Below are 22,252 nucleotides of genomic sequence, written 5' to 3'. Positions count from 1 at the left end.
TACAAAAGAGCTGTCAAATTATGACTCGCCAGTCTGATATAAAATACATTCTAATCATTATCTTCTGTGCATTGTTCCTGTTCAACAGGGTAAACAACTCCTGTGCGTCAAAAAATGCTTCAAACCGCGTAGACGGAATCAGCATTAAATCCCTCCAAGATAGAATAAATCTGTCCGATGCTGAACAAGCATGGCTCAAACAGGACAGAAAAGTCACTGTCAGAATCGGGGATTGGCCCCCGTTCATGATGACTGAAAATGGGATTTCAGGGATATCCATTGATTATTTGAACATACTATCATCAGTTCACGGTATAAAATTCCAATACGTAACTCAAAATGATGTATCCTGGCCTGATGCATTGAAATCCATACGTGAACATAGTGGAATAGACATGGTTCCGGCTATCCAATTAACGGAAAAACGTAAGCAGGACATGACTTTCAGCGTCCCTTATCAGACATTGCCGTGGGTTATTGTCACCCGTAATGACGCTGAGTTTGTAGGCGGGCTTAGTGACTTGAAAACAAAGACTATTTCTGTTCAAGATCGATTCATCCTTCAAAGACAGATTAAACAACAATACCCCGGGCTTAAACTTAAAGTAATAAAATCAAGAACCCCAACGCTGGACTCACTCAAAGATGTGGCAACAAAAGAGGCTTACGCCACCATCAACGCCCTCCCTGTGGTGGTCTATTTTATCCGTCACTACGGGCTGTCAAACCTAAAGGTCGCCGCCCCGGCCAAATTTAATGACCTCAAGCTATCTATGGGAATCCGCAAGGATTGGCCAGAACTGGCTTCAATCGTTTCCAAAACAATTCAGGCCATGTCCCAAAAGGATGTGGCTGCAATTAACAACTCATGGTTATCGGTTAATTATGAACCGGGGATCAGCACCGCAGAGGCAAAGCAATATGCATTTTTCGGCTTAATGGCATTGCTTGTCACAATTGGTTTGTTTGTCACTATAAACCATGCACTTAAAAAGAAAATTGCCCAACGAACTAAAGCTCTAAGAAAAGAATTGGATGAACGCGAACGCATCCAGAAAAGTTTGAAAGTCAGCGAAGAACGCTTCGATATGGCCTTACGGGCTGTGAGAGACGGACTGTGGGACTGGAATTTGAAGACCAATGCAGTTTACTTCAGTCCGCGCTATTTTGAAATGCTGGGCTATGATTCAGACGAGTTCCCACATAAATACGAAACATGGCTTCAACTAATACATCCTGACGACAGGGACCGGGCCTCTGAAATCGTAACCACTTATTTGGAGAAATTCCCCGAGAATGGGCTGGACTCCCTTTTTTCCCTTGAATTCAGAATGCAAACTAAAGACGGGGACTGGAAATGGATTTTTTCCCGTGGGCGGGTACCTGAAGTTGACAAAAATGGAGCACCGCTAAGATTGATCGGCACTCATATGGACATCACTGAGCGAAAGAAAACCGAGCAACTGATGATCCAGACAGAAAAAATGATGTCCATCGGCGGCCTCGCCGCTGGTATGGCCCACGAGATAAACAACCCGCTTGCTGGAATCCTTGGAAACACCCAGAATTTACACAACCGTCTCTATGCCAATTTGAAAATGAACGCCAAGACTGCGGAAAAATGCGGTATTACGTTGGAGCAAGTCCAAAAATATATGGATGAACGAGGTCTCCCGCGAATGATACAAAGAATTCAAGAAGCGGGCAACCGGGCAGCTAAAATAGTTTCCAATATGCTATCTTTCAGCCGACAAAGCAAAAATGAATACGCCTACCATGACATTACTACTATTTTGGACAAAGCTATTGAACTGTCGACTAGCGACTATAACCTTGAGAAACTTTACGACTTTAGACAAATCGAAATAATTCGCGAATATGATCAATCGATCGCCCCGGTTTACTGTGAAAGTACCGAAATCCAACAGGTCTTCATGAATCTTATAAAAAACGGGGCAGAAGCAATGCTGGAGAAGGACTATCAGCAGGATTCACCGCACTTCATCTGCCGGATAAAAAAAGATTCACAGGCCGTCATCATTGAAATAGAGGATAACGGCCCCGGTATCCCCCATGAAATACGCTCCAGAATTTTCGAACCCTTTTACACAACTAAAGAAGTGGGCAAAGGAACCGGGCTAGGACTTTCTGTTTCATACTACATCATAACAGGCCACCATCACGGAAGCATGAGAGTAGATTCCTCCCCTGGTCAATGGACCCGTTTTACTATTAGAATTCCCTTCAACCAAAAAAGCTAACCTATAAGCAATCACAGTTTATTCTTTTGCACAGGCAGGGCAATGGTGAACCGCGCCCCGCGGCCCGGAACAGAACTTACGGAAAAGGTCCCTCCGTGGTTCTGGGTAACTATAAAATATGAGACAGAAAGTCCCAGCCCAGTCCCCACTCCCCCCGCCTTGGTGGTAAAAAACGGCTCAAAAATTCTTTTACGCACCTCAGTGCTCATGCCGGGACCGTTATCCTCAATTTCGATAACAACTGTGTCTCGCCGATTACGTGTGCGGATATAAATATGCGGTGTTCCGCCGGAAACACCGTGTTCACTCATAGCCTGTGCCGCATTCTTAAAAAGATTAAAAAAAACCTGCTCAATCTCCGTGGGCGAACATATTATTCGTGGCACGTCTGCTGAAAATTCGCGCACAATATTGATGTGCATAAAATCATATTTCCGTTTCAGATCGTAATCCTTAGCTGACAATTCAAGTGAATCTTCAATCAAATCGTGAATATTAACAGTAGTCGCCACATCCTTTCCAGGCTTACTGAATTCCAGCATATTGGAAACTATTCTCGCTGCACGCATTCCAGAATCCCTAATGCCCTCGATGATTGCTCCGACCTTCCGGAATTCAATATACTTCTGCATGGCTTCAAGCGAACACCCTATCTCATCAGCGGCAGAAATATTGGCTTCTATTTCTGGAGAAAACTTACGCTCAAGGTTCTGAACACCCTGCATAATCCCCCCAAGGGGATTATTAATTTCATGAGCCATTCCTGCTGCAAGACCACCCACAGACATCATCTTCTCGGTCTCGACCATAATCTCTTCCATGCGCACCCGGGAGGTAACATCGTCAATCCTGACCACAACGCCCTTAACCTCAAAGCCACGCAAAGGAAAAGCCGTAACATCAAATATCTCAGTAGAAACATCGCTGACACTGGTCCGCTCAAGAACTTTCGGAGAATTAAACTCCCCCGCTTCAACAATTACATTCACGATATCTTTACGCCCGGCAAAAAAGACTTCTACATTTTCCGGTTCTATTTCTGTTGAGTCCAGATTGAACAACTCCAAAGCCCGGTTGTTGCACTGGCAGACATCCATATCCTCGTTAACCCAGACAAGGGCGGAAGGCATGGAATCAATAACACTCTGAAAATATCTTTTTGAAACCCTGAGATCGTGTTCTCGCTCACGAACCTGCTCGGCCATGGAATCAAAAACCCTACCCAATTCGTCCAGTTCCGCAAACCCGCTTTCTTGAGAAGCTGAAGTGGGATACTTGCCCTCAGCCACAGCAGATAATTTCCTGACATAACCAACCAGAGGAGTAACTACCCCTTCCCGAAATCCTTTCTTCAAGGCAAACAGTAAAATCAAGAAAAAAAGCACAACCAGCGAACCTACCAACAGCCCGAGAGCCATGGCGGGTTGAAAAAGGTAATAAGCTGAACACCCGACCAGAAGTTTCCAGCCGGTTCCAGAGATATTCACTACCCGGCCAAAGCAGAGCCTGCCTTCAGCCCGATAAAATTCACCTTCCCCAGATTCTAGATTCGTTTTAAAAATCCCCAGAGAACCTACGTTCGCCTGTATATTTACCAGTTCCCGATCAGGATGAACAATCAAATTACCATAAGGATCTGTCAGAATTATGAACCTGTTTGAAGAAAGAAATCCGTAGAGGAACTTCTGCAAACGATTGAGACTGAGTTCTGCAACAAGCTTCCCCCCACCTTGAACCGGAATACTTATATAAACGACCAGTTTTCCTGAATGAGGAGAAATAATTGGGGAAGTCAACACCCGCCTTGAGCTATCTACGCTGCTAAATCGAATGGGAAAATCAACCCCTTTAATTCCATAAGGAGCCACAGCTATAATATTTTCATTTTTATCCAGAAGCAGAAGACGTTCAAACTGAGCGAAACGATCATGAAGACCTTCAAAATAAGCACGAAAACTCTCAACATTTCCGTCTCCACTCATTATGGCCACAGAACGCAAGACATCCTCCGCACCGTCAATGTAAAACTCAACATTACGAGACAGGGACCTTGAAAGCTGCACTAGCTCTCGTTCCATTGTATGGATCTGGCTCAAGCCCAGAATAGAACCCAGTGCAACGGTCATGATCAACCCCGGCACAAGGATCCATTGGACCAACTTGCCCTGAAATATCTCAACAACGGAAGCTCTACTCATCTCTTTCTCTTTGAAACAGTAACAAATTGTCCATCTTTGACTGTTACAATATGACCGGTACGGACTACATCCCCGAACTCATCAATTTCAAAAGGTCCGATCAACCCTTCTTCAAAGGCAATTCCGGGAATGACCTCCGCCAATCCTTTTGTGCTCCCTCCATTCCTTTTCACCGCTTCTTCAAAAACCAGCACAGCCTGATAACCAAAGGCTGCTGCAAAATTGGGCGGCCAGCCGAAACGTTTAATAAACCTTTGCTTAAAATCAACATACCCTTCTTCTGGATCATCCTCGGCAAAGTGGACCACAAAAAGTATCCCTTCCACACTTTTGCCGCCTGTCTGGATCAGTTCCTTTGTATATCCCCACATACTGCTCATTATTGTCCAGTCCGTTTTGTTCAAAGTACAGAACTGGGAAAAAGCGGCTAGATCTCGGGCAGATGTGACCATGACCACGGTGTCGGGTTTCATTTTCTTCAATTCATCGACAATAGTCTGCCAGTCCACGGGACCTTTCTGCATCCCGACACTAGCCTCACCGACAAGCTCTCCGCCCTTTTGCACAAATGTTTCAACAAAAATATTTTTATAAGAATCAGCAAAAGCTTTATTGGAAGTGTCCCAAACTACGGCCAGTCTTTTCGTGCCGAGCTTATCCACGGAATATTCTGCAAGTCCTTTTGACAAATCAGTAAGAGTCGGGATCACCCGGAAAAAACAATCTTTTATCCCCTGCAACCAAGGCGTCGAAGTAGTGGGAGAAATATATATAACCCCGCTATCCTTCATCTCCCGGACTGCGACCATGGATTGCGAGCTGGTCATATGACCGATAATGACAGGAACACCTTCGGCAACAAGTTCCTTATCAGCCTCAACAGCTCCTTCCGGGGTGTTATGGTCGTCACGCACCAAAAATTCAATTTTACGACCATCAATGCCATCAGCCGCATTAATCTCCTCAACAGCCAATAAAGCCCCGTTACGGCCCTGCACTCCGAGATCGGAATACTTCCCTTTAAGGGTCCCGGAAAATCCCAAGCGGATAGGGTCATCTGAACATGCACTCAGAGGCAGGCAAATAAACAACAGCAACAATGACAAAACGGCCTTTTTCCAAGACTGAAAACAAATTACCGACATTCACTCCTCCCGCATTACAGCCGTAAAACCTTAACTACAATATAACCCGAAAAATCAATGAACGCCAAGAATGATTCATAAAAAAGCCTGCCCCAGAAAAGCAGGGACAGGCTTTGTTGGGACCTGTTCAGTATGCGACAGCACAATGAACTATCTAATGCTCTCAACAGAAAGAGGTTTCACAAAATAGTCGGCCAAATTTTCAGTATTAACAATCTTCTCAATCACAATTTTTGATCCGCCAAGTACTATGAACTCAGAAAGTCCCACATGGTTGTTATTATATTTGTCGTCAGCCCAGTCATAAGTGTAGCCAAGCTGGGTCCACGGATATGGAGTGTCGCCAGAATAGATGGTCGCGTTGAGATTTTCATACCATTGCTTGTAGTTGTAAACAACATCCGGGTTCACATCGTCCACATAACTATGAATTTTCATGCTCGAGTCAAAACTCTGGAAAGGACTCCTCTTCCAGGGGTAGACCAATTGTGCTTCGTGATCAGAGGGATCTGAATCCGGGCAAGGGCGGAAAATGTCAGACGGTTTAACCCAGAACTCAACCAACACAGTCATCCGGTCACTTACCGGAAGGCCCAATAATTGTTTAATGCGCAAGACCAGCTTGTCATGATTTGGCGGCCAGAATCCGCGCTGCAAAAAGAAATCTTTTAACTCCGGTATTGCCGTAACCCACAAGTTATCCGTTTTCGCCAACGAATATTCTCTGCCAGCCTGCCACCCCTTGCCTTGTAAATATTTACCTGCCCAGGTGCAGACCAGCACATGCTGCTCCCCGGAAATGATCTTCCACAATAAAACTTGCGGAGAGTTCTTTTCCTGCGGGGAAGAAATCCCCAACAACTTACGTGAGATCTCCCCATGCTCCACTATCCGGGCATCATTCACAGCTTTCATGTATATTTCATCATGATTTGAAGCCTGCGCAACACCAGCCAGCAACAGGCTAAAAACCGCAAACTTAAAGAAAAACAAACGAAAACGCATATCATCCTCCACTATTTTACAACTGAATAGCATCAACTTTCATATAGCAATAAATTTAAAACCCGGTTGACCCATCTTCATCTTAGTCGTATTTTCCTATTATATCTATTATTCAAAAGGGACAACCGGAGGGAGCATGGGACTGATATTCAACCGGAAAAACAAAGTGAAAACACCGTTGTTATTTGTCAGCGATGTTCGCCGTGAATTTTTAATCACGGAAATTACCCGCAATTCAGTCCCTCGCGGAATGTATTACCTGCTCATGGGCGTGGCTGTTTTTATCGCCTCCATCGGCCTGACTGCGGACAGCCCGGCTGTGGTTATCGGGGCCATGCTGGTTTCACCGTTGATGACCCCTATTTTCGGACTTTCCCTTGGACTGGTGCGAGGAGAAGTGGACCTCATCCGCGATTCCGTATTCTCAGTCACTGCCGGAATTTTAATCGGAATACTGGGAGGAATGCTGATCGGCAGCCTTCCCATTTTCTTTGAACTGACCCATGAAATTATTTCCCGCACCAAGCCCAATCTGCTGGATCTAGGCGTTGCAGCCTTTGCCGGGATAGCCGGAACAGTCGCCCTCATTGATGAACGGGTCAGTCCGGTCATGCCCGGAATCGCCATTGCCACAGCCCTTGTACCTCCGCTTTGTGCCAGCGGATTATGTATCGCCCTGCAACAATACTCCGACGGCTGGGGAGCTTTTTTACTCTTCTTTGCCAACTTTTTGGTCATTCTTTCGGTTGCCAGTGCTCTATTCATCATTACCGGGTTTATCCCCCATTCAGAAGATGAACCTTTGCCACGGTTAATAAAGCATTTTTCCATAAGCACCATTGGACTGATAATTGTTGCTGGCCTATTGACCAAATCCCTAGTTGAAGTCGCCCTTTCACGCCAAATAAATAATAGCCTGCGCACTGTGGCAACTCAGGCCATCACCTCCATTCCCAACACCACCATTGGAAAAATCACCCACGAAATCCATGAAGGTACGGTTAACGGTTTCGTTACCCTTAAGGGACCGTTTTCACTTAAGGCAGAAGCCATAAAAAAAATGGAAAAGAGTGCGGCAATAACTCTGCACAAGCCAGTGAAAATAATCGTCCGTACCAGTATCACCCAAAGCATTTCGTCATCCCCGCAATCAACAACGGACCTACTCAACGCACATGCAAAAAAACAACATATCAAGTTAAAGAAAAGCGCATTAATCATGGAACAGGCGGAACTTCTACTCCGAAGTGTGATGTCTGAATATCCATGGTACACCCTCTCGGGGATTAACTACACTAAACTAAAAAGTGGTCCGGGCCTGATCATAGAGATCAGTGGTCCCGAACGGCCCATGCCGGAATCAGTTGAGAAGCTGGAAAGCATGCTTCGCAAGAACACCGGGGCCAAAGATCTGTCCCTGATCATCCGCTACTATAAAAGCTACGACATAACTCGCAACGGCAGGAATCTTTTCGGGGTCCATTACTCAGGAAAAGAATCCCCGCAGGCCAAAAAGATTGAGCAGGAAACAGCAAAACTCATAAATGAAATCAGAAATATTTTCCCCATACATGTAGAAGCTCAGGAGATGAAGAACGGCTGGAAAATCATGGCAGACGTGACCGGGGCAAGGCTGGTTCAAAGTAAAGAGATAAAAAAAATCGAAAAGAAACTTGCCGCTAAGTTTTCAGCTTCGGTCAAACTTTACGTGTACTCGAAAACAGAAGGTATTATTGAAGGAGACGGCATCAAACCTCTGGAATTCTTCAATACCACCCACCAGATAAAGCGGCTTGAAATGAAATAGCAAAGATGAGGACCATTCCTTTGCTTCAGATTTAAATCACTCTGGATGCCTTTTCCTCTATTTGCTATGATAGGCCAGAAGTATAAAAACATGTAGCGGCAGGATGTACATTTGAAATACTACCATAAACTACTTCTTTTCGGCCTGCTTCTGGCTGTGATCTGGACCATGTCCATATATTTCTTTCACCACAGAATGGTTCAGGCTCAGAAAGACAATATTTACAATTCAGCCTTGAAAGAGGCAGAGGTGGCCTTTGAGAAAGATCTGACCTACCGTCGCTGGGTTGCCGGTCTGGGGGGGCTATACGCAGAAATATCTTCCAGAATTCCACCCAATAAATACCTTGATGTGCCTAAACGAGACCTGACCACCGTTGAAGGCAAGAAAATGACCATGATAAATCCGGCTTACATGATGCGCATGGTCTACGGTATGATGAACAATGAAGCAGGACTTCAAGGACACATCACCAGCCTGAATCCCATCCGCCCAGACAACATTCCTTTTGACTGGGAAAGAAAAATTTTGAAATCATTCAAAAACAATCCCAAGGATTTCCACGCTCTCGCAACGGATAATGGAAAGCCGGTGCTTCACTTCATGCGCCCGTTGATCGCAGAAAAAGCCTGCCTCAAATGCCATGCCCTGCAAGGATACAAAGAAGGTGATATCAGAGGCGGAGTCAGTGTAATTGTGCCCATGCAAGGCTATCAGCAAACTCTGAATGCATTCATTATTGAAACAAATTTCTCATTTCTGACCATATGGATTGCAGGAATCGTATTCATTGCCGGAGGTTTCTTCATACTCGGCCGATATGAACAGGCCCGCAGTCATGCCGAAGAGGAACTGGGTAAAACCAAAAACTATCTGGCAAATATCATCAACTCAATGCCGTCGGTACTTGTAGGAGTTGACCCGGACGGTAATGTCACCCACTGGAACATGGAAGCAGAGAAATTGAGCAGCCTCAGCTCCCATGAGGCTATAGGCCTCCCGCTGGCTGAAGCGTTACCTAAAATGCAGGATGAACTGGACAATATTCTTGCGGCCATGAAGAAAAGGGCCATCGCAACGGACTCCATGCAGACCAGAATAAATGGCGGCATAACCCGCTACGACGACATCACCATTTACCCGCTGATCGCCAATGGCGTGCAAGGCGCGGTTATCCGCATCGATGATGTGACGGAACGAATCTATCTTGAGCAAATGATGATTCAGTCAGAAAAAATGATGTCTGTGGGAGGGCTTGCTGCAGGCATGGCTCATGAGATTAACAATCCTCTGGCAGGGATTCTCGGACATGCCCAGAACATGCAGAAGCGACTTTTAAGCGATATGGAAAAAAATAAATCCGTTGCCGCGGAATGTGGCATCTCGCTGGAAAAACTGCATCAATATCTTGAAAAACGGCAGATTCCCAAAATGGTTGACGGCATTATGGACTCGGGGAAACGCGCTGCAAAGATTGTTTCCAACATGCTTAATTTCAGCCGTAAAAGCGATAGTGATTGTAGACACCATCATCTTCCTGAGCTTCTAGATAAAACAATTGAACTGGCAGCCAATGACTATAACCTGAAGAAACAATATGATTTCAGGAAAATAGAAATTATCCGCCAATATGACAGTGACGTTCCGCCTGTATATTGCGCTGGAACAGAAATCCAACAGGTTTTCCTGAACCTGCTTAAAAACGGTGCTGAAGCAATGACCGAAAAAGAATATGGACAAGAGAGCCCAAGTTTCATCTGTCGTATTCGCATGGAAAACAACATGGCAATCGTTGAAATAAAAGATAACGGCCCCGGAATTTCCATTGAACCCAAGAGCAGGATATTCGATCCATTCTACACCACAAAAGCGGTGGGGCAAGGCACCGGACTAGGTCTTTCCGTGTCATATTTCATTATTAACGATCAGCACCACGGAAGCTTAGAAGTTGATTCCGCTGTAAATCAATGGACCCAGTTCACCATTAAGCTTCCACTCACATAATCAGACACAACGCCAAAAAGCAGAAAGGCCCCGCGAACGGGGCCTTTCTTATATACAGTGAGATACAGCGGTTAAGCTGCGTATGTTCTACTATTTGAAAACCATGGTAGCTTCAACAGCTTTCTGCCAGCCTTCGTACAGCTTTGCAGATTCTGCTTCTTCCATTTTAGGATCGAACTCACGGTCAACGCCGAAGTTCTTTTTGATGTCGTTCTTGTCTGTCCAGAAACCAACTGCCAGACCGGCGAGGTATGCTGCGCCAAGAGCGGTGGTTTCAATGCACATGGGACGCTCAACAGGAACACCGAGGAAGTCGGACTGGATCTGGAGCAGCAGGTCGTTAGCTACTGCGCCGCCGTCAACACGGAGTCTAGCCAGCTCGATACCGGAGTCAGCTTCCATAGCGGAGAGAACGTCTTTGGTCTGGTAGCAGAGAGACTCAAGGGTAGCACGAACAAAATGTTCTTTAGTGGTACCGCGAGTCAGACCGAATACTGCGCCGCGAACGTCGGAGTTCCAGTAAGGAGCACCGAGACCTACGAATGCGGGAACCATGTAAACGCCTTCAGAACTCTGTACGCGAGTTGCGTAGAGTTCGGATTCTTTAGCGTCACGGAACATTCTCATACCGTCGCGCAGCCACTGAACAGCGGAACCTGCAACAAAGATAGAACCTTCAAGAGCGTATTCAACTTTACCGTCAACACCCCATGCGATGGTGGTCAGCAGGCCGTTCTTGGAAGGAACCGCTTTTTCACCGGTATTCATGAGCATGAAGCAACCGGTACCGTAGGTGTTCTTAGCCATACCTTCTTCAAAGCAAGCCTGACCGAACAGTGCTGCCTGCTGGTCACCGGCCATACCGGAGATGGGGATTTCAAGGCCCTGGAACTTATCTTTGTGGGTGTTGCCGTATACTTCGGAAGAAGGCTTAACTTCGGGAAGCATGGAAGCGGGAACAGTGAGTGCTTCGAGGATTTCTTCGTCCCACTTGAGCTCGTGGATGTTGTACATGAGAGTACGGGAAGCGTTGGTGTAGTCAGTTACGTGAACTGCTCCGCCGGTGAGCTTCCATACCAACCATGTGTCAATGGTACCGAAAAGGAGATCGCCAGCTTCAGCTTTTTCACGGGCACCTTCAACGTTGTCGAGAATCCATTTAACTTTGGTGCCGGAGAAGTATGCGTCAATGAGCAGACCGGTTTTTTCACGAACCATAGGGTCAAGGCCTTTGCCTTTGAGTTCGTTACAAATATCCATGGTCTGGCGGGACTGCCATACGATTGCGTTGTATACGGGCTTGCCGGTGTTTTTGTCCCAGACAACTGTGGTTTCACGCTGGTTGGTGATACCGATTGCTGCGATTTCTGCTGCGGAAACGTCGGAAAGGGCTTCAGCAACTACGGACTGGACAGAAGACCAGATTTCCATAGCATCGTGCTCAACCCAACCCGGATTAGGAAAAATCTGGGTAAATTCTTTCTGGGTTACCTTAACAATCTCGCCACCTTTGTTGAAAATGATAGCGCGAGAGCTAGTGGTTCCCTGGTCAATTGAAAGTACGTATTTCTTTTCCATTCTAAATTTCCTCTTTTGGTAATTAGGGGCGAAGCAAACCTTCACCCCGTATTATCATTTAATTTCTATCAATCGTGATACTTAGCCGATGAGAGCTTTGTAAGCCAGAGCGCCTGCAACACCACCGCAAATAGGTGCTACAACAGGAATCCAGGAGTATCCCCAGTCGCTGTCGCCTTTACCCGGAATGGGCAGGATGGCGTGAGCAATACGGGGACCGAGGTCACGAGCAGGGTTGATAGCGTAGCCGGTAGGGCCACCAAGAGAGAGGCCGATAGCCATGATAAAGAAACCTACGATCAGGGGGTTAAGACCCTGAGTGAATTCGTTGGCACCGATTCCGAGGATGATGAATACCAGAAAGAAGGTACCGATAAATTCGCAGAGGAAGTTTTCGCCAGTGCAGCGAATAGCGGGACCAGTGGAGAATACAGCCAGTTTCAGGCCAGCATCCGCAGTGGGTTCCCAGTGGCATTTGTAGGTAAGAAAGCAAATTACTGCACCTATGAATGCGCCGAGCATCTGGCCGGCAATGTAAAGGGGAACCAGACCCCAGGAAAAATAACCGCCGGCAGCAAGACCGATGGTAACAGCAGGGTTGATGTGTGCACCGGAGTATTTACCGGCTACGTAGATTGCAAATGTTACTGCAAAACCCCAACCCATAGTGATGACAATCCAACCACCGTTCTGACCTTTGGATTTTTCAAGAAGGACGTTGGCAACTACGCCGCAACCGAAAAGGGTAAGAATCATTGTACCAATTACTTCGCCTAAGAAAGGACTCATAATCACTCCCACATCTCTTAAAGCAGTTAAAAACAAAATTCGTTTCTTTTCGGAAACGAATACCACCTCGCGCTCGAATGAATCTCACGCTTTTCCATTTCCTATGGGTAGACAGTATTTTGTAACAAACAAAAAATCAACCCCATAATGTTCAAAATCGAAAAGAAGTTTTCACTTTAAGCTTTCGGTTTAGTAAAAATAGTTTGATATTAAACAGTTGCAACATCCATTTCTAAAACTTTTTTATTCTTCTAATTCCTCCCTACCCGCATGCAGCGTGGCTTTTGTGACATACAGCAACATTTACACCCAATTTACCTGAAACGAAAATGGTACCTTCCGGTAAACACAGAAAGCCTCACATGGGCGCTCATGCATACTAAGTGAACATCTGTGTAATGAAATTGAAATCGAATATACTCAATTTCCAACACGGAGACACTATTTTTTTACATCAATTGAAAAAAAAGAAGCCGTCGGTCCAGGCGACCGACGGCAAAGGGAAGTGGTGATGGAGGTAGGGAAGCCCCCCATCATTCTTTGGAGAATATGGTGCACTGAAAACAGTGCGAAATATGATCACACAATAGTCCAGAGGGGTATTGATGCAGTAGGGGTACATCAACACCCGGTCCGGAAAATCGCTATATAATATGTTAGTCTACAATGTAGTTCTTAGCCAGTTCACGGAACTGTTCAGTCTGCTCCTTAACCCAAGCTTCGTCTTTACCAAGCACTTTAGCCATAATTTCAGCAGCCTTAGGTGCAACTTCATTAGCAGCCTTAGCGTCAATAATGAGCGCTCTGGTTCTGCGGGAAAGAGCATCACCAACAGTCTGTGCCCATTCATTGCGTGCAGCCCAGACTACTTCGAGCCAGGAGTAAGGCAGTCTCTCGTGCATGCGGGTGTCGAGTTCGGGGAACTCTTCAGCCAGAGCTTTGATCTCAGCGGCTTCGCTACCGTAAACATGCATGTGGTCATTGTGGTCGAACTCTTCAGTGTAGCCATGCAGCTTGACGTTCTTGGTTACGCAGGGGCGGAAAGGGAGGCCGCCCATCTGGATTGCGTTATCAATGCAGTCTTCAGCCATATGCCTGTAGGTAGTCCATTTACCACCGGCAATGGTCAGCAGCTTATTGGGTGACACGGTCAGATAGTGATCCCTTGAAAGTGCGGAAGTGGAATCGGAATCATCAGCTGCGATCAGCGGACGGATACCGGTGAACACACTGCGCACATCAGCACGGGTCGGCGGCTTGGCAAGAAATCTTGCGGAGTGCTCAACGAGAAAGTTGATCTCTTCTTCAAGAGGCTTAGGCTCCATGCTTACAGAATCAAGGGCGGTGTCAGTAGTACCGACAACAACCTTGCCGTGCCAGGGCACGAAGAAAATTACGCGGCCGTCATCAGTTTTGGGAACCATAATGCCGGTGTCGCCACCAAGGAATTCACGGTCAATAACAATGTGGATTCCCTGACTGGGAGCGATGAGGTTCTTATGTTCGCCGTTATCCATGTTCATGATGTCATCGGTGAAAATACCGGTGGCATTGATAACAGCCTTGGCTTTCAGTTCATAAGTCTTACCGGAAAGCTTATCTTCAGCTTTCACACCGCAGACATAGCCGGTAGGATTCTTAACAAGTCCGGTAACCTTGGTATGGTTCATGGGAGAGCCGCCCATGTCAGCCATTGTGCGGGCAAGAGTCAAAGCCAGACGAGCATCGTCGAACTGACCATCGTGATAGGTCACTCCGCCCTTGAGCTTCTTGGCAAGCACACCGGGAACTTCCTTCATAACAGATCCCTTGGAGTAGATCTGAGAAGGACCGAAGCTATATTTTCTGGCCAGCAGATCGTAGCATTTCAGACCGATACCGTAGTAAGGAAGCCCCCACCACTTGTAATCAGGAACGATGAACTTCTGGTTGTAGCACATGTGCGGAGCGTTCTGCTTGAGAATTCCACGCTCGTACAGAGCTTCCATAACCAGAGAAATATTACCCTGAGCAAGATACCTTACACCACCGTGAACCATCTTGGTACTACGGCTGGAGGTTGCCTCAGCAAAGTCACCCTGTTCAAGGAGAAGAACGGAATAACCACGAGCAGCAGCATCAAGGCCGGAACCAAGTCCGGTAGCACCACCACCTATAATAATGAAGTCCCAGACCTTTGAGTCGTCTTCCATCTGCTGGATATAATCTGAACGTTTCATGCAACACCCACTCTATAAACCGACCGGAAACGCCGGATAAAAATTGTAATGAACATATGAACCCAAAAACCAGGAAAAGCCTTCCGGGAGACCGGGTTCCTCCCACGCGTCATATTTCAAAACGAAACGCTCAAAATTTCCAAACCACCTCTTTCGTTTCGCTTTTGAACAAAATGTGACATATTGAAAACAATATGACAAGAATTTATTTTCATTTTACAAGACTTTTATATAAAAAGAAAATAAAACCCAGACCTTACGCCTAAAAATACATTTTCGGCCAGTGAATCAAATAAACCACACATTCAAGGGAACTTATGAAACCAAAACCTTTATAATTATATGGTTTAATCATCTTATTCATTTAAAATGATCAAAATGATCACCCTTTCGGTTTCATTACATCTAAATGGAAGTTGTTTACCTTGCTTGTGGGCGAGAGTGCTGCTAAGAAAAGCAGATTAGCAATCAATTTTCATTTTACATGAAATGAATACCTTTGTGTAGAAAAACAACCATAAATACCGAAGCCTCTCATTATATAGACAAAATTGTTCGGTGGCGAAAGGAAGGAGCAATAATTTTGACTGAAAGGCAAAAACGAAGACAGAAAGGCATGAAACTGAACCTCGAGTCATTATCTAAAAGACAGCGGGAAATCTTTAATATTGTAAATGAAAGAGGCTTCACTCCTATCGAGTCTCTTGCACAACATTTTGAAGTAACACCCCAGACCATAAGAAGAGATATCAACAAACTCTGTAAAAACAACCTGCTGCAACGCTTTCATGGTGGTGCCGGCAGAGCTTCCAGTGTTGAAAATGTTGATTATAGTGCGCGTAGAAACATTCTGCATCAGGAAAAAAGACTAATTGCAGAAATGGTCGCCAAGCACATTCCCGAACATGCTTCCATGTTTATAAATATTGGGACTACTACCGAGGAAGTGGCCAAAGCACTTTCCAGCCACAAGTCCTTGCGGGTTATCACCAACAACCTTAATGTTGCCCTGACCATGAGCAACAACGACTGCGAAGTTATCGTAGCCGGGGGTATGGTCCGTCAGCGCGATAAGGGAATCACCGGAGAAGCCACTGTTGAATTTATCAAGCAGTTCAAAGTGGATTACGGCATTATCGGTGTTTCCGGTATTGATGAAGACGGCACCCTGCTCGACTATGATTACCATGAAGTGCGCGTGGCCCGTGAGATAATCAACAATGCCCGCAACATTTTTCTGGTTACCGACCACACCAAATTCAACCGCAACGCAATGGTCCGCATTGCCGACCTCGGTGAAATCGATGCGATATTCACCGACAAACGCCCGCCGCAGGTCTTCTGTGACCTGATGAAAAGCAAGGAAGTGGATCTATTCGTAACTGAAAGAGATTCCGAAGAAGACGAAGAATAAAAAAATGGCGGCTCATTCGGGCCGCCATTTTCATTTAAATGTTCATTTTCAAAGTAATGATCACATCAGGCATTGCAAGCCGCCCATAGCCCACGGGCAATGTCCGCAAGGAACTTCCACACCCAAACAATCAAGCTCAAACTCATTGTCCCGCCCGATAATATCATCACAGGGAACCATGGGGCAGTTGGAGCAGTAAGGGTATTCGTATTCCAGCACTTCAGCACGAAATCCTGTATAGGCTGCACCCTTCCAGATTTCACCCAGACCAGCCTCAGCAATATTTCCAAATTTCTTCTGACGGAGCAGTTTTTCGCTACCATCCAGATAACAGGTACAGCTGTGCCAGAGAAACTGGCAGGGAGATATCTCTCCTTTTGAAGTAATAAACGCAGCTCCGTCTTCCATAAATGAACAGCGCAGTTCATTTTCAGCCATAAGCGGTGGTAAGCGTAATTCAACTCCAAGCTCAGCAGCCAGTTCTTTGGATCGGGCATAGATTTCCTGCAACTGCCGATATTCATCAGTCTGGCTTTTCCGGTCCCAATCCGCAAGGCTGCGCAGGTTTATCCACACATTACGCTGCTCAGCATCGGCGCGCATTTCACGGATAAGATCAAACAACTTCTCTCGTTTCATGCTCCGGCCCGGATTCCAGACGAAACTGAAATATTGTTGCAGGTCATACCCTCTTTCGCGGGCTATGTTCTTCCATTTTTCAAACAGCTCAACAGCCGCAGAACTGTTGGGATTGAACAATGATTGATCCTGCATGGATTCGTGATAGGCCAGCACATGGGAACAAAGTATGAACTCCGCCCCCTGCCCGGCTGCCCAACGGATGACTTCAGGCAATTGCTTATATGTATCGGCCATGAGCACAAATTCCGCGCCCAGCCTGACATTTTTTCCGCTTTCCCGACCGGACTCCTTCAAAAGTGAAAACGTGCGGGCCAGCCTGTCAGTGCTGGACTGCCCGTGCAACTCCCCTTTAACCTCCGAAGAATCGAGCGAATCCACAGAGATGCAGAATGTATCCACCCCGGCCTGAACAAGCTCCCGCGCCCGCTGCTCTGTAAAAAGCAAACCGTTGGTCTGAAAGCCGATGGAACCGTGCTCCGGCATACGCTTGCGGGCAAAGGAGGCCATTGCCGCCAGATCAGGATGCAGCAGCGGTTCGCCGATCCCGTTCAGAACAAGCTTCTCACAATGCCCGAGAGCCGGACCGAGGCGCTTGAAATCTTCCAGACTTAAGTCACCTTCATGAATATCACTCTCGGGAGCGTATTTTACACACATGGAGCAACTCATATTGCATCTTGTGGTCACTTCCACCTGAAGCCTTAAGGGATACTCCTGAAAAGCTTTAGGAAAATTTTGTGCGTGACTTTTGGCCGCTGTTTTCAACATCTAAACCTTCCTTCTCTATCCATCCGCTTAAGAGCAATATTAATTTTCTCTTTTTGCCAAACAGCAAAGTAATGAAATTTCATAATAAGTCCCGAAAGTCAAAATACAACCCGGCAGAGTGCTCCAAAACACCCTTGACCTTACCTGCATTTTCATGATGAAAAACTCTCAGCACAATCAATCTACTATTACCCGCAGCATCCCGCAGCGGATATGACTTTAATCAAATACAGAGGACGAAATGGAAAACATCTCACTTCAACCGACCATGCTCTCTCCCCTCGGCGGAGTTGAGGCACCTGCGGACACCCATGTTTTCACCCCCAAAGGCGTCTGTGCTAAACTGATCCGCTTTAAAGTGGAAAGCGACAAGCTGACCTTTGTAAACTTCACTGGCGGCTGCGACGGCAACCTCAAAGCCATCTCCGCCCTTATAGAAGGAATGGAACTTCCCAAGATCATCGAGACCCTCGAAGGTATCACCTGCGGTAAAAAAACCACTTCCTGTGCAGACCAACTCTGCAAAGCCCTGCACGAGTACATGGAAAGCTAAACTGATCTTTCATAGCTCACGAAAATGGGGGTTGCCGATTGAATTATCGGCAACCCCCATTTTTATTTGGTGCTTATATCAGTAGAAGCTAAGCCTTAACGATAGCATGAACCTGCTTGCGCAGAGCTTCCTTACCATCCTTCTGCATCAGGTGATACAGAGTCATAATCGTAGCCTGACTGAATACATTGTTTCTGAAAGCATAAAATTTTGCGGACTTGAGATCAGCCTTGCCCATACCGTAATCCTGCATAGCGATTTCTTCCATGGCCGGGATAAGCCATTTAGCGGCGGGTACAGTCAGCACCCAGTCGTGGTCGCCGAGGTGAGTAACGAAAGCTTCCATACTGCGCTGAAGCGGAAGAGTTTTGCCGTCAGCAGCAAGTAATCCATATTTGACCGGATTAACATCAGCAATGATGGCAGCAGCCTTGAGCCAGCGGACCGGGCCTTCTTCTTCCTTGGAAAAACCGGGGTGATTGTGAGCGCAGGCCTGAGCAACACAGACTTCAGCAGGAAGTCCGCGCACTATGGATTCTGCAACACCCAGAACGTGGTGCTCGCCTGTTCCGGCAAGTTTGTTTTCATTGCGGCTGGAGCCGTCTTTCTTCCACTGGAAAACCCAAGGCTTATGCAGGTCGTGCAAAATCTGGGCAGCAACAATTACATCGCGGTCAAGATTGAAACCGTAAATTTTGTCATAGTTCTCGTAAAGAGCCAGGGACATTTCAACGTTCAGGGCAGTATGAGTGGCGAGGCCGCCGGGATAGCTATGATGACTGGTGTATCCACTGCCGGGGGCGGTATAGAAAGGCTGATTGGCTTTTTTGGAAGAACCGTTTTCAGGTAGAAAAGCTTCATAGGAAACACCCTTGAGCCAGCCGTTCTTTTCAAGTTCTTTGTAAACTTCTTTCTTACGACCGGAAACAGCACTCATGAGCTTGGGCGCAGGGTTTGCAATGATGTCCTGCACTGCTCTGCGCAGCTTGGGATTCTTAATGCTTGCAGCCTGAACCTGAATGTATTTCCATGACTCCATGACCGCACCGGAATTTTCAGCCATCTGCTGTGGAGTGAATTTCATGCAATCTTTAATTGTAAATTCTGTGTAGGCAGCCTCAGCCATAACAGGTATTGCGGAAGCGGCCACTGCGGCCCCGGCAACAAGCCCCATCCTCAAAAATTCGCGTCTTTCCATAGTACAACTCCTTAATATACGTAGTTTGTCCTCCCTTCGGACATGGAATATATGCGCGATATTTTTGGCAAAAGAATTACGACAAGACCCCGTTTGGATTACAACCTTGTGTCAGGACCAGGCACAGCAAAAAGCCGACACTAGGAATGATCGCTGAAAAACGCAGCAAAGCCCACAACTTCGGGAATGGAAGACTTGGGCAAATCTCCGTAAGGATTTTCGGGCTCAAAATCAGAATAAGCAATTGCGGAACATCCGGTATTAAGAAACAAAAGTCCGACCAGACAGGACACAGCAAAAAATGCAAGAAAAGTTTTAAGAAACATATTTAACTCCAAGACTGAACTACAAACTAGCTTTCACTTTAGAACGGGTAGAACTTCTATTCAATTAAGCTCAGCTTGCGAAAAGTAAAAATTAAACTCTACAAATTTACATTCTTAACATTAATGAATAATCCAAAGAAAAGGTCCGCCCCTTTCGGAACGAACCTTGCCTTGGCGGGTGTGAATTCATCGTGAATTAAAAATTTTCTGTTACTGAGTATCCCGCAGCTTGGCAAAAATTTCCCGAAAACTATCAATAGAGGCGGCTCCGGTAACATTGCCATGCCCCTCAATCATAAAAGTAGGAGCGGCGGTAACCCCGTTATCACGGGCCATTTGAGTGCCTTCTTTTAATTTATCCAGATAAACTCCCTGCTCCAATGCTCCCTTGAAAGCCTGCTCATCAAGACGGCATTCGCGAGCCGCAGCCAGCAGCACCTCCATCTCCCCGATATTTTTACAATCGGTGAAAAATGCCCTGAACACAGCTTCATGGTACTGGTGATAGCAACCGTGTTCCTTGGCAAATTCCCCGCCCATAAGTGAAAACCGGGAGTTACTCATAATCTGCTGCGGGCCGAAAAAAAGCCCATAACGCTTGCCGCGCTCGTTAATTTCTTCAAAAAACAATTCCGGCTTCATGCCCGGGAAATATTCATCCAGACGCACGCCCTCTGCCGGGGTATCTGAATGAATTTCATAAGGCAGCCATTCATCTTCAATGGCGAATTCCTTCTGCAACTCTTCGACAAGACCTTTGCCGATGTAACAATAGGGTCAGATATAATCAGAAAATATGGTAACTTTAATAGGCTGCATGGCATTCTCCCGTAATCATGTTCTGATTAATAAATACCCGAACCAGCTTGCCCTGCAATCAGTATTTTGGATGAATATCAAAAAAGGACGCCCCAAAGGACGTCCTATTAAAAATCGCGAAGACCATCATAATTACTTCAGATCTTTCTTGTTCGCAAAGTAGGTCACAGTACCGGGCCAGTCGGAAAAAACGCCGATTACGCCAACATCTTCAGCAAGTACGTTGAGCAGAACCATGGTATCAGCATCTTTGGTGATGATGTCTTTGACAGACTGATAATACCAACCACCGCCGTTCTTAAGTAGACCGGAACGCTCGAGGGACCATGCTATAATTTCGAGACCTGCTTCCTTGGCCTTCTTGGCATAGACGGAAGGAACCATCTTTCCATTCTCAACAGTAACCAGCATCCACAGCGGAGGAGCGATAATAGTCACACCGTCTGCAACCAACTCTTCCATGGAAGGAGACCATGTTTCAGGATTCTGGTAATCAAAAGTCTTGTCGTCATAGCGGTCATCAAGAAAAACAGCCTGCTTACCGAAAGCGGGATCATTCTTGAGCCAGTATTTTACATCGTCAAGATTGAAGGACTGGGCAAAAACATTTTTAGGATCAACTCCGGCAGCCTTGTATTCATCAATCATCTGCTGCGCATACTGCTGCTGAGTGTAATCACCCTGAAACGGCATGGATACACTGGGGCTTTTCAATTCGGGAGTCATTTTCATACCCAGTTTCTTGAACAGTTCAATGCTTTCCGCGTGGGTCATAAGAGTTCCGGTTCCGGTGTAACGGTCGGTTCTCCAATCGGGAGTTCCATCAAGAAATTCTGCAACAGTTCTGGCCTTAGGATTGGACGCATCCATCTTGCCCTTTAACTGCTTAAATTCAGCAAGGGTGATATCGCTGGTGCAACACTCGGCAGAAGCAGGCTTGATCATCTTTCCATCCTCATCGTACTCAGCAGGCAGGAAAGGCTGGGTGCACTTGGCGGCTAGCTCAGGGATAAGCAAAATATTTGTGGTGGTGGCGAGATCACACTGGGAATGGCGACAAACCAGCTCCCGGTCCTTGGTAAAAGTAACATCACACTCACAGATGCCCGCACCCATGCGGGCCGCAGCTTCATATGACTCTTTGGTGTGTTCGGGAAACTGCATGCAGGCCCCGCGATGTCCGATAGAGAAGTCTGTGCGCTGAAGAGGTGCATCCTGATTCTTTTTCAGCTCAGTCTTCAGCTTACCCTCGTCCAAATCATTTACAAGATAGTACGGACGGGGACCGACCTGAATGCCGCTGTTCTTGGCTGCGCACCCGGACCCCACAAGCATAAGTCCGGCCATACCGACCATGAGCACATAATTAGCAAGTTTACGAAAATCCATTGTTCACTCCTGAATGTTTCTTCATATTACTACAACAAAGTTATCCTCAATCTGAAAGCATACGCACCCAACAAAACAAATCGAATTCGCGGATGTTACAACTCGGTTAACATCGTTATAATCTCATTTCAATATTT

16 protein-coding genes are annotated in these 22,252 nt (G+C 46.3%); 5 read left to right on the top strand and 11 right to left on the bottom strand.

Annotation, left to right across the window (positions count from 1 at the left end; all coding sequences use genetic code 11):
• The first annotated feature begins 20 nt into the window (after positions 1 to 20).
• The gene (locus tag D0S45_08375) at positions 21 to 2,261 is read left to right on the top strand and encodes a PAS domain S-box protein (GenBank protein TIH17166.1); all 2,241 of its coding nucleotides are present in this window, start codon (positions 21 to 23) and stop codon (positions 2,259 to 2,261) included.
• An 11-nt stretch (positions 2,262 to 2,272) separates the two neighbouring features.
• Here D0S45_08375 and D0S45_08370 read toward each other — a convergent pair whose 3' ends face one another.
• The 3 genes from D0S45_08370 to D0S45_08360 all read right to left on the bottom strand — a co-directional run bounded on the left by D0S45_08370 (position 2,273) and on the right by D0S45_08360 (position 6,609).
• Complete coding sequence (locus tag D0S45_08370) at positions 2,273 to 4,459, bottom strand: sensor histidine kinase (GenBank protein TIH17165.1); 2,187 nt, start codon at positions 4,457 to 4,459, stop codon at positions 2,273 to 2,275.
• Positions 4,456 to 5,604, bottom strand: coding sequence for an amino acid ABC transporter substrate-binding protein (locus D0S45_08365; protein TIH17164.1), 1,149 nt, complete (start codon positions 5,602 to 5,604; stop codon positions 4,456 to 4,458). Before D0S45_08365 ends, D0S45_08370 begins: the two co-directional genes overlap by 4 nt.
• Positions 5,605 to 5,754: 150 nt before the next feature.
• The gene (locus D0S45_08360) at positions 5,755 to 6,609 is read right to left on the bottom strand and encodes a hypothetical protein (GenBank protein TIH17163.1); all 855 of its coding nucleotides are present in this window, start codon (positions 6,607 to 6,609) and stop codon (positions 5,755 to 5,757) included.
• A 136-nt stretch (positions 6,610 to 6,745) separates the two neighbouring features.
• Here D0S45_08360 and D0S45_08355 point away from each other — a divergent pair, with 136 nt between their 5' ends.
• The gene (locus D0S45_08355) at positions 6,746 to 8,416 is read left to right on the top strand and encodes a DUF389 domain-containing protein (protein ID TIH17162.1); all 1,671 of its coding nucleotides are present in this window, start codon (positions 6,746 to 6,748) and stop codon (positions 8,414 to 8,416) included.
• A gap of 111 nt (positions 8,417 to 8,527) precedes the next feature.
• Positions 8,528 to 10,420 (top strand): DUF3365 domain-containing protein, encoded by a 1,893-nt coding sequence (locus tag D0S45_08350; protein TIH17161.1) that lies wholly within the window; start codon positions 8,528 to 8,530, stop codon positions 10,418 to 10,420.
• 90 nt (positions 10,421 to 10,510) lie between these two features.
• On the opposite strand, the gene glpK is transcribed toward D0S45_08350, so the two are convergent.
• The 3 genes from glpK to D0S45_08335 form a co-directional block, all read right to left on the bottom strand.
• A complete protein-coding gene (gene glpK / locus D0S45_08345) occupies positions 10,511 to 11,998 on the bottom strand; it encodes a glycerol kinase (protein TIH17160.1) in 1,488 nt (495 codons plus the stop codon).
• A gap of 81 nt (positions 11,999 to 12,079) precedes the next feature.
• Complete coding sequence (locus tag D0S45_08340) at positions 12,080 to 12,787, bottom strand: aquaporin family protein (protein ID TIH17159.1); 708 nt, start codon at positions 12,785 to 12,787, stop codon at positions 12,080 to 12,082.
• Between the two features lie 656 nt (positions 12,788 to 13,443).
• A complete protein-coding gene (locus D0S45_08335; protein ID TIH17158.1) occupies positions 13,444 to 15,006 on the bottom strand; it encodes a glycerol-3-phosphate dehydrogenase/oxidase in 1,563 nt (520 codons plus the stop codon).
• Positions 15,007 to 15,589: 583 nt separating this feature from the next.
• Here D0S45_08335 and D0S45_08330 point away from each other — a divergent pair.
• Positions 15,590 to 16,420 (top strand): DeoR family transcriptional regulator, encoded by an 831-nt coding sequence (locus D0S45_08330; GenBank protein ID TIH17157.1) that lies wholly within the window; start codon positions 15,590 to 15,592, stop codon positions 16,418 to 16,420.
• Positions 16,421 to 16,480: 60 nt separating this feature from the next.
• Here D0S45_08330 and D0S45_08325 read toward each other — a convergent pair whose 3' ends face one another.
• Complete coding sequence (locus D0S45_08325; protein ID TIH17156.1) at positions 16,481 to 17,830, bottom strand: radical SAM protein; 1,350 nt, start codon at positions 17,828 to 17,830, stop codon at positions 16,481 to 16,483.
• A gap of 268 nt (positions 17,831 to 18,098) precedes the next feature.
• Here D0S45_08325 and D0S45_08320 point away from each other — a divergent pair, with 268 nt between their 5' ends.
• On the top strand, positions 18,099 to 18,383 hold the full coding sequence (locus D0S45_08320; GenBank protein TIH17184.1) for a TIGR03905 family TSCPD domain-containing protein: 285 nt from the start codon (positions 18,099 to 18,101) through the stop codon (positions 18,381 to 18,383).
• A gap of 88 nt (positions 18,384 to 18,471) precedes the next feature.
• Here the strand turns inward: D0S45_08320 and D0S45_08315 are convergent, their stop codons facing one another.
• From D0S45_08315 to D0S45_08300, 4 genes are all read right to left on the bottom strand, one after another.
• On the bottom strand, positions 18,472 to 19,581 hold the full coding sequence (locus D0S45_08315; protein ID TIH17155.1) for a metal-dependent phosphohydrolase: 1,110 nt from the start codon (positions 19,579 to 19,581) through the stop codon (positions 18,472 to 18,474).
• Between the two features lie 140 nt (positions 19,582 to 19,721).
• Positions 19,722 to 19,907: a hypothetical protein gene (locus tag D0S45_08310; protein TIH17154.1), complete on the bottom strand. Its 186-nt coding sequence runs from the start codon at positions 19,905 to 19,907 to the stop codon at positions 19,722 to 19,724.
• A gap of 210 nt (positions 19,908 to 20,117) precedes the next feature.
• Positions 20,118 to 20,672, bottom strand: a complete 555-nt coding sequence (locus tag D0S45_08305; protein ID TIH17153.1) for a hypothetical protein — start codon at positions 20,670 to 20,672, stop codon at positions 20,118 to 20,120.
• A 186-nt stretch (positions 20,673 to 20,858) separates the two neighbouring features.
• Positions 20,859 to 22,115 (bottom strand): glycerophosphodiester phosphodiesterase, encoded by a 1,257-nt coding sequence (locus D0S45_08300; protein ID TIH17152.1) that lies wholly within the window; start codon positions 22,113 to 22,115, stop codon positions 20,859 to 20,861.
• Positions 22,116 to 22,252: the final 137 nt, after the last annotated feature.

Source organism: Marinifilum sp. JC120 (assembly GCA_004923195.1).
In the GTDB taxonomy this organism is placed as follows: domain Bacteria; phylum Desulfobacterota; class Desulfovibrionia; order Desulfovibrionales; family Desulfovibrionaceae; genus Maridesulfovibrio.
This window is presented reverse-complemented; position numbering and strand designations above follow the sequence as displayed.